2 protein-coding genes and 1 pseudogene are annotated in these 2,004 nt (G+C 39.5%); all 3 read right to left on the bottom strand.

The genetic code is table 11. The features are described 5' to 3' along the window. Positions 1–193: 193 nt before the first annotated feature. Positions 194–316, bottom strand: coding sequence for a zinc ribbon domain-containing protein (locus F6K22_RS42845; RefSeq protein ID WP_363275440.1), 123 nt, complete (start codon positions 314–316; stop codon positions 194–196). Between the two features lie 400 nt (positions 317–716). Beyond that, positions 717–1,043: a transposase gene (locus F6K22_RS39585; protein ID WP_293110511.1), complete on the bottom strand. Its 327-nt coding sequence runs from the start codon at positions 1,041–1,043 to the stop codon at positions 717–719. Positions 1,044–1,367: 324 nt separating this feature from the next. Then, positions 1,368–1,619: pseudogene (locus tag F6K22_RS42840) on the bottom strand (RNA-guided endonuclease TnpB family protein); the annotation flags it as partial. Positions 1,620–2,004: the final 385 nt, after the last annotated feature.

The following is a 2,004-nucleotide window of genomic DNA, read 5'->3' as shown; positions in this document are numbered from 1 at the left end:
ACTCAAAGTTTTTGACATCCTCACCCGGTTATTAGGCGCGGGGATTTCTACTGAGCGTGAGCTTCTTCGGTAGATTCATGTTTCACAGGCTGCTGCTACCTTGACGGTAGTCTTACGCTTGCCTCCGCGTCCGTTTAGTGTCTCCATTAGGGCAGCTCCTCCGCAGGAGGTAGGAGGCATACCCAAGGAGCGACTAATATAATATATTTATTGCTGCATTCTCGTCTCTATCATGTTTTTCGCCACACTCTAGACACTCCCATTCTCTTACTGAAAGATCTAACTTTCCACTTTTAAACCCACAATCTGAGCAAATTTGAGATGTTGCTTTCCAACGACTAATTACTCTAAAATCACGACCCTATTTTTCAGCAATTCCTTCTAACAGTGTCCTAAATTGTCTCCAACCTAAATCTGATATTGCTCTGGATAATTTACCGGAAAATTAAGGTATAAAGCCTCTCCATTTATGGAGAAAAAGCGGTCGAGGGATGGGGAGGTTTCCTCGCTTGCCTCCAATCGACCAAGAGAAGAAAAAAATTCCTTGAGCGCCAATCCTATCCGTTATAAGAAGAGGTAATTATTAATTATTAATTATTAATTATTAATTATTGAAGGTCTCTTGGTGCGCGTTCCCTCTCTTGGTGCGCGTTCCCTCTCTTGGTCAGCGTTCCGCAAGCGAGCTGTCGGCGACGCGGGGTCTGACCGCTTGCGTCTTACGCCGACGCGGGATATGACCGCAAGCGAGCTGTCGTCGTCGCGGGGTCGCACCGCTTTTGCACCATACCAGAAAAGTTCAAATCTTCTAAAACAATTGTTTGGTTTTCACGAATTATTTCCGTAGACAATTTATGCATAAAATCTGTTCTTGTATCCTTGAGTTTGGCCTGAAATTTAGCTACTCTAACCCGCGCTTTTTCATACCTTTTAGAACCTCTAGTTTTCTTAGATAATGATTTGCTTAACTGGCGATACTTCTTAAGCCGTTTTTTGAGTAGTTTGGGTGCATCAATTTTTTGACCATGTAGGGACGTTGCATCCAACGTCCCTACGTAGCAAAAGTTTTGATACCTAAATCAATACCTACTGAATTATCAGTTTGAGGTAAGGTTTTGGCACAAGTTTCTACTACAAAACTTAATAAATATCTCGTAGGGGCATCTATGCGAATCCCCCCTACAATCTTTGATTGCCCCTACAATCTTTGATTGCCCCTACAATCTTTGATTACTTTTACTGATGATGGAGCAGCAGGTAATTCTCACAGGCGAAATTATTTTTAACTTGCCAATTTTTGCTAAATAAACTTTATGTCGAGCGACTTTAAACCCTCATGCATATAAATCTTGGAGTCTGTCCATGACTTTCTAATTCATGAATTTAGGAGGTTTTACAGGTCTACCCTTTCTCTTACCTTTAGTCGAAGAAGTAAAGAAATTTTGATAATCCTGGTTTAAATCATTTAAAGATTGCTGCAATGGTATGGCAGAAACCTCTGATAACCATTCTCTGTCCTGAGTCTTTTTAGCTTGAGTAATAAAGAGTTTTTGTAGTTTAGAATTAGTGGGCTTCTTTTCTTTAAGACTGTATTTTTCCTGACAACAAGCTAGACTATCATTCCAAACAACTCGAACACAACCAAATAGCTTGGCTAGTCGGTATTTTTATACTGGTCTTGGATAGATGCGATACTTAAATCTAGCTTTCATAATCTGACTGTCAAACTAACATTATTATAACATATTTATTGAAATAAAATCAACTAAAAAGTCCCCCCCTTAAGGGCGAGGCGCATACCCCAATTTTTCGGTAAATTTAGAACTTATTGAGATTGTCCACCACCTGGATATGTTTCTATAATTTGGAAAATCTTAGAAAACTTTGAGGTTTAACACTGATAATATAATTAAATACCTGTGCAAAATTAATTTAACCTTTTAGGAGAAGAAAAAATTGCCCACTCTTGGTGTCAACATCGACCACGTTGCCACAATTAGACAAGCG

Source organism: Okeania sp. SIO2F4 (assembly GCF_010672385.1).
GTDB lineage: Bacteria > Cyanobacteriota > Cyanobacteriia > Cyanobacteriales > Microcoleaceae > Trichodesmium.
The sequence above is the reverse complement of the archived record's forward strand: the minus strand, read 5'-3'. Positions and strand labels throughout refer to the sequence as shown.